5 protein-coding genes are annotated in these 7,373 nt (G+C 52.0%); 2 read left to right on the top strand and 3 right to left on the bottom strand.

The window, feature by feature from the left end:
* Together OB13_RS09970 and OB13_RS09975 are read left to right on the top strand one after the other, a co-directional pair.
* On the top strand, positions 1-2,346 hold a 2,346-nt coding region (locus OB13_RS09970; RefSeq protein ID WP_461490018.1), incomplete at its 5' end, for a glycoside hydrolase family 65 protein.
* Positions 2,347-2,404: 58 nt separating this feature from the next.
* A complete protein-coding gene (locus tag OB13_RS09975; protein WP_461490019.1) occupies positions 2,405-3,349 on the top strand; it encodes a 1-phosphofructokinase family hexose kinase in 945 nt (314 codons plus the stop codon).
* 57 nt (positions 3,350-3,406) lie between these two features.
* On the opposite strand, the gene fbaA is transcribed toward OB13_RS09975, so the two are convergent.
* The 3 genes from fbaA to OB13_RS09990 form a co-directional block, all read right to left on the bottom strand.
* Positions 3,407-4,477: a class II fructose-bisphosphate aldolase gene (gene fbaA / locus OB13_RS09980; protein ID WP_461490020.1), complete on the bottom strand. Its 1,071-nt coding sequence runs from the start codon at positions 4,475-4,477 to the stop codon at positions 3,407-3,409.
* 108 nt (positions 4,478-4,585) lie between these two features.
* The gene (locus OB13_RS09985; protein WP_461490021.1) at positions 4,586-5,995 is read right to left on the bottom strand and encodes an exonuclease domain-containing protein; all 1,410 of its coding nucleotides are present in this window, start codon (positions 5,993-5,995) and stop codon (positions 4,586-4,588) included.
* A gap of 138 nt (positions 5,996-6,133) precedes the next feature.
* Positions 6,134-7,288, bottom strand: a complete 1,155-nt coding sequence (locus OB13_RS09990; RefSeq protein ID WP_461490022.1) for an AI-2E family transporter — start codon at positions 7,286-7,288, stop codon at positions 6,134-6,136.
* Between the last annotated feature and the right edge of the window lie 85 nt (positions 7,289-7,373).

Here is a 7,373-nt window from a genome sequence, read left to right on the forward strand (position 1 = left end):
GGCTACATTGCTACGCGCGGTGCTTTTGAAGAAGCTAAAGCGGAATCAGAATATGACTACCCCGGAACCTACCTGGCAGGCGGCTACAACAGGCTGACATCTGAGGTGGCGGGCAAGCAGATTGAAAACGAGGACCTGGTGAACTGGCCCAACTGGCTGCCCGTCTCTTTCCGGCATCCGGGAGAAGACTGGTTTCACATGAGTGGGGCAGAAGTACTTGATTTCCGGCAGGAGCTGGACATGCAACAGGGCTTGCTGCTCCGGTATGTGCATTTTAAAGATGGGCACGGGCGTGAATCGAAACTGAACTGTCGACGGCTGGTGAGTATGGCCAACCCACACCTGGCAGCCCTGGAGTGGCAGCTGACGCCCATCAACTGGTCGGGCGGGATAGAGTTGCGGGCAGCCCTCGACGGACGCGTTATAAACAGTGGCGTAGCCAGGTATAAGGCCCTGGCCAGCCAGCACCTGGAGATACTTGAGCAGGGGCAGCACGATGAAGAATCCATGTTCCTGGTTGTTCAGACGGTTCAATCCAAAACCAGAATGGCCCAGGTGGCACGCACCCGTGTCTACCTGAATGGAGAGGAGAGTAGCTCGCAGGCTCAAACGATCGTGGAAAAAGGGTATGTGGAGCATCAGTACCAACTGGACATGACCCCGGAGCAACCCATACGGCTGGAGAAAACAGTGCTTTTCTATACCTCCCGCGACTGGGCGATCTCGGAGCCCTTGCTGGATGGTGTCACCAACATACAGCGGCAGGGCAATTTTCAGCAAAGCCTGGAAGAGCACAAACGGGCATGGCAGCGCCTCTGGAACCGCTGTGACCTGAATACTCCCGGCAATACCAAAACACAATCTGTCCTCCGGCTACACATATTCCAGTTGCTGCAGACTGTATCGGGTCATACCGTGGGCCTTGATGTAGGAGTGCCGGCGCGGGGATGGCACGGAGAAGCCTATCGGGGCCATATCTTCTGGGATGAACTTTTTATCTTTCCTTTCCTGAACATGCGCCTGCCTGCTATCACCCGGGAACTGCTCATGTACCGCTACCGGCGCCTGCATGAGGCCCGCAGTGCGGCCAAAGAAGCTGGCTACCGGGGAGCCATGTTCCCCTGGCAGAGCGGCAGCAACGGCCGGGAAGAGAGCCAGGTCATTCACCTTAATCCGCAGTCAGGAAGATGGCTGCCCGACAATACCTACCTGCAGCGGCACATCAGCGCTGCCATTGCCTACAATGTGTGGCAGTACTACCAGGCGACGGATGATATGGATTTTCTGAGCTACCACGGGGCAGAGATGATCCTGGACATTGCCCAGTTCTGGTCAACCATTGCCTCCTATAATAAAAAGTCCGGCCGCTACGAGATCCTGCATGTGGTAGGTCCGGACGAATACCATACCGAATATCCACATACCCAGGAGATCGGGCTCAACAACAATGCCTATACCAATGTGATGGCAGTTTGGGTGATACAGCAGGCCTTGAAGCTGCAGGAAGTAATCGATGACTCCCGCTACATCGAGCTGCTCGACAAGTTGCACATCAACCAGGAAGACCTGGCGCGATGGCAGGAGATCAGCCAGCGCATGTATGTGCCCTTCCTGGAAGACACCACAATAATTGCTCAGTTTGAGGGCTATGACCAGCTGAAGGAGTTTGACTGGGATAAGTATAAGGCTAAGTACGGGGAAGCCATGCGCCTGGACCGCATACTGGAAAGCGAAGGGGATAGTGTTAACCACTACAAAGCCAGTAAGCAGGCCGATGTCCTGATGCTGTTTTACCTTTTCTCTTCGGAAGAACTGCTGCAGATCTTCCGGCTTCTGGACTATGACTTCAAGGCAGAAAGTATACAGGACAACATTGCGTATTACGAGCAGCGTACGTCGCATGGCTCTACGCTAAGCAAGATCGTGCACGCCTGGGTGCTGGCCCGCTCTCACCGGAAACGTGCCTGGACCAACTTCGAGATCGCCCTGATGAGTGACGTGGAAGATATACAGGGCGGCACCACAGCAGAGGGCATTCACCTGGGTGCCATGGCAGGTACCGTAGACCTGGTGCAGCGGGCCTTTACTGGCCTGGAGATCCGGGACAATGTGCTCTGGTTCAACCCGGTGTTGCCCGATCAGATGCCTTTCCTGAACCTGCAGCTTCGCTACCGGGCACACTGGCTGGCAGTAGAGATTACCACCGAAACAATGCGGATCACCTTCGACAGAGGCTGGTCCAAGGAAGTAAAGATTGGCGTATGCGGCGTAGTGTATACCTTCAAAACAGGGGAGCAGCGGGAATTCGACATCCGGAGAAATTCTACAGCAGGTATAAAGTCCTGAGCCGTCATGCTGCTGTTTTATACCTTTTCATTTATTCAAGATCCTTACTCAGCAACCCATGCATAAAATTCTGACCATAACCCTTAGCCCGGCCCTGGACAAAAGCACACATGTAAGCCGGGTGCTGCCTGAGAAAAAGCTGCGTTGCGAAGAGCCACGCTATGAACCGGGCGGAGGAGGCATCAATGTATCGCGTGCTGTGAGGAAGCTGGGCGGGCAATCCATTGCCTGGCTGCTTTCGGGCGGGCCAGCCGGTGAGCGGCTTTGCCAGTTGCTGGAGGAAGAAGGTGTGGAATTCTGGAACTTGCAGACTAAAAACTGGACGCGGGAAAACCTGATGGTCATGGAAGAGAGCACGGGGGATCAGTTTCGCTTTGGCATGCCGGGACCAGCCGTAGAGGAGCACGAGTGGAAACAGGTACTGGAAAAGCTGGAGGCACTGCAGGAACTGCCTGAATATGTGGTAGCCAGTGGGAGTCTGCCGCAGGGCGTTCCGGACGATTTTTATTACCAAATGGCAGTGATCGCCCATAAGAGGGGCTTTAAACTGATGGTAGATACCTCCGGCGATGCCTTGATCAAAGCAGCAGGAGAAGGGATATACCTGATTAAACCGAATCTGGGAGAACTGGCAAAGCTGGCCGGCAAAGAACACATTTCGGCTTTTGAGCAGGAGGAGCTGGCCATGAAAGTGCTGGAGGAAGGCAAGTGCAAGGTACTGGTCGTATCGCTGGGACCTCGTGGCGCCATGCTGGCTTCCAAAGAAACAGGTATACAGTATGTGGTACCGCCAACGGTGAAGCAACAAAGCGCGGTAGGGGCCGGTGACAGTATGGTCGCAGGTATGGTGATGAGCCTGCTCAAAGGCTGTCCCTTGGGAGAAGTGGTGCGCTATGGGGTAGCTGCGGGTACAGCCGCAACCATGACGCCGGGCTCGGAGCTTTGCCGCAAAGAAGATACAGATAAGATTTACGACTGGCTGCTGGCGCATCAGCAGACTTAAAAAAGCAAAGGTGGAACCGGAGCCCCACCTTTGCTACATTAGCCTTTGAAAAGCAACTTATGCGTTTCTGTTATTGGCATTCAGGTCCGTGAAGGCTTCCTTCAGACGTGCAATGAAATTCGCTTCTCCTTCACGCAGCCATACCCTCGGATCGTAATGCTTCTTGTTCGGCACATCTTCTCCCTCCGGGTTACCAATCTGGCCCTGCAGGTAGTCTTTCTTCTTGTCGAAATACATACGCACACCTTCGGTGAAGGCCCACTGCATATCGGTGTCGATGTTCATCTTGATGGCACCATACCCGATCGCTTCTGTGATCTGAGCCTTTTCTGAGCCTGATCCACCGTGGAATACAAACTGGACAGGAGTAGGGCCCGTTCCGAATTTTTCCTGGATATACTCCTGTGAGTTCTTCAGGATCTCCGGACGAAGCTCCACATTGCCTGGCTTGTATACCCCGTGCACGTTGCCGAAGGCAGCTGCAATGGTGAAGCGATGGCTAACCTTTTTGAGCTCCTCATACGCATAGGCCACTTCTTCGGGCTGCGTATAGAGGTGGGCACTGTCAACACCGGTGTTGTCGACACCGTCTTCTTCGCCACCGGTTACACCCAGTTCGATCTCAACGGTCATACCCATTCTGTCCATACGCTGCAGGTAGCTGGCGCAGGTCTCGATATTTTCTTTTATAGCTTCTTCGGATAAGTCCAGCATGTGGGAGCTAAAGAGCGGCTTGCCGTGCTGGGCAAAGAACTTTTCCCCCGCATCGAGCAATCCGTCTATCCAGGGCAACAGCTTTTTGGCCGCGTGGTCCGTGTGAAGGATCACCGGAACGCCATAGGCCTCCGCCATCAGGTGTACGTGATGTGCCCCTGAAATTGCACCTGCGATCGCTGCTTTCTGGGCGTCGTTCGCCAGGCCTTTGCCTGCAAAGAACTGGGCGCCACCATGCGAGAACTGGATGATGACAGGTGAGTTGACTGCTCTGGCTGTTTCCAGGACAGCATTTACCGAATTGGTACCAATAACGTTTACAGCGGGTAAGGCAAAGTTATTTTCGTTTGCATACTTAAATAGCTCTGTTACTTCGTCGCCGAATAAGACGCCTGGTCTGAATCGTGTTTCCATTTAATTCAAGTGTTTTATTTCGAATGGAAATTAAGAATAAAAAAACTCTTATCCGAAAAATCCGATGAATGAGCGCAACAATATGAACGGCAGCCCTGAAATCAGGGGTCAGTCAAACACGATCACTTTGTCTTTGTGCTTGCCACGCATGTGGCCACGGATGATCTGCTGCACATCTTTGTTGTCGTTGTAGCGCTGTATTTCGCCTTTAAAGTCCTCTAAGGTATGGGCCGTAAAATATTCATCTACAAAGCCAAAACCCAGGTAGCTGCCATGTTCCACCACCACCACTGATTTTTCGCCTAACTCGCGGCCTTTGCCCACGATCACAAAGCTGTTGTGCTCAAAGGTGAAGGAATCGATGGCCGCATCTACGCGGGCATTATACTCTTCCGGGCTTTCTTCCCCGATGCAGGCCCCCTTGCACTGGTGCACCTGGTAATCGAAGCAGGCCCCGCCGGTCTTGTAGAGGTCGCACAACTTCTGGCAGAGGTTGTATTTGGCTACTTTGTGAAAGAGGAAGCCCTTGGCTTTGTACTGGTTCGATAGTGCGATGATAGGGGTCATGTTTACATTATCTGCCTTGTTCACGCTGCCGAAGGTCAGGCGCCTATACCCTTTGTCGTCTTCATAGACAAAGATCCCGGTGTTGAACACGCTGCGGCGCTGCTGCCGGTTATAGTGCGGCTTCATCCGCTTGATCTCCGCCGATTCAAAAAGCAAGGATACCAGTTCATTGCCCATCCGCTCATAAGTGATGTCCGCTATCTGGTTTTTGAACTCAATGGATTTGCGGCTTTTATAGTCGATGTTAAAATGCTGGATGATGCGTTTGCGGATGTTGATGCTCTTGCCCACATAAATTATTTCGCCTTCTTCGTTGTGGAAATAGTAAACGCCCGGTTCATTAGGCAAAGCATCCACCTGCTCCTTTTTAATGGCAGGCGGCAACAGGGAAGCCTTGATCTCGTTCTTCAGCTGATCGGACGGCTCGGCCATGTGCTGCGCCCCATCGATCACCGGCCGGTTGATCTTGATGAGCTTATCAAACAATTTGGCGGTAGCCTCCGCGTCGCCTATGGCGCGGTGGCGCATCTGCAGGTCGATGTCAATGCTCTTGCAGAGTTTGCCCAGGCTGTAGGAAGGCAGGCCCGGTATAAGCGAGCGGCTGAGGCGCACGGTGCACAAGGTTTTACGCTGGTAGGTGAAGCCCAGGTCAGCAAATTCTTTTTTGAGAAAAGAGTAGTCAAACCGTACATTGTGCGCGACAAATACCATCCCTTCCGTGAACTGCACGATGTCTTTGGCAACCTCGTAGAACTTGGGTGCGTCCTGCACCATCTCATCCGTTATTCCGGTCAGTTGGGATATATAATAAGGTATAGTGCGTTGCGGATTAATCAGGGTAGTATACTTGTCTACAATCTGCTGCCCATCGTGTATAAAAATGGCTATCTCGGTGATCCTGTCCTGCGTGGGCTGACTGCCCGTCGTCTCAATATCTATAATGGCGTACAAGCTTCTTTCTTTTTAGGCTGTATAGCTGCTCCCTGGCACAGCGCCTGAGGCTATCCTGTAAACCAATTTTATTAGTAATACGTTTCAAAACGCTTGTATCAGGACATACTTGCAAATTGAGTTAGTAAACAGCGCATTTTAGAGTTCCTGTTCCTGTTCTTGCTCCTGCTCTTTACGCTCTTTTTTGGCCTTTTCCCGGATCTTATCGAACAGCTGCCTGAACCTGCCCGATTTTTGGGTTTTCACATCATCGATGTCGGCAAGCAGGAAACCGAAGGGTTGCAGGGGCTCATAGGCATCAAACAAAACCTTGAGTATGGCGATCATCGGGATCGAGATGATCATACCTGCTGCCCCCCAAACTTCACCACCAATGAGCAAGGCAATGATCGCTGCGAAAGGGTTAATACTTACTTTGGAGCCTACCACATAGGGCGTGATGAAATTGCCTTCCAGAAACTGCACAAACATAAAAACCAGTACAACCAGCACAGCATCGATCAGGTGGCCGGTGGTAGCCAGGGTAAACAGGGCGGGTAAGGTAGCGCCGATCAGGATGCCGATATAAGGTATAATGGTCAGGATAGAAGCAAACACTCCAAAGAAGATGGCATACTTGACACCCAGCAGCAGCAGTCCGGCCGAGTTGAGCAGGGAGACGATCACGATCACGATCATGAGCCCGGAGATATAACTCTGTGCGACATGCTGTATGTTTTCGACCGTATGGTTCATGCTGCTGCGCTTCTCTTTAGCCACAAACTTGTACATGAACTGCTCCAGGTGATCCCGGTAGTACAGAAAGCAGAATACAAAAATGGGGACGATGGTCAGGACGGCCAGTGCACCGGTTGTCATAGAGATGGTACTACCCAGAAACGTAGTAGAGACTTCCCGGAGACTGCCGGCCATGTTCAGGATGAGGTCACTTTTGTTGGAAGGCAGTATGCCGAATTTCTCATACAGGAAGTCCTGTGTTTTAATGAGCAAGGCGTCGAAGTTTTTCCCGATCGTTTCCAGTTCGGTAGTCAGGCTGATCAGCTGCATGGATAGAAACCAGACCACCAGGCCCAGTACAAGAACCACAATGACGATACTGCAAAGTATAGCCACTGCGCGCGGCATGCGGAATCTTTCGAGGTCACGGGTGAGGGGGAGCAGGAGCAGGGCAAAGAGCAACGCAAATACCAGCGGCATCAGAACCGCTTTGAAGGTCTGCAGGATCCAGAACAATAAAAACAGGCCCAGTAATATAACGACATATTTGAAGTACCTGGGTAATTTGATTTCCATAAGAGTGCGGTTTTCTATGCTTTCAGCCCAATCCTGGGCGGAAGGTAAAATAAGTAAATGTTAAGCGCATGTATAGTATAAATAA

The organism is Pontibacter sp. HJ8 (assembly GCF_054824225.1).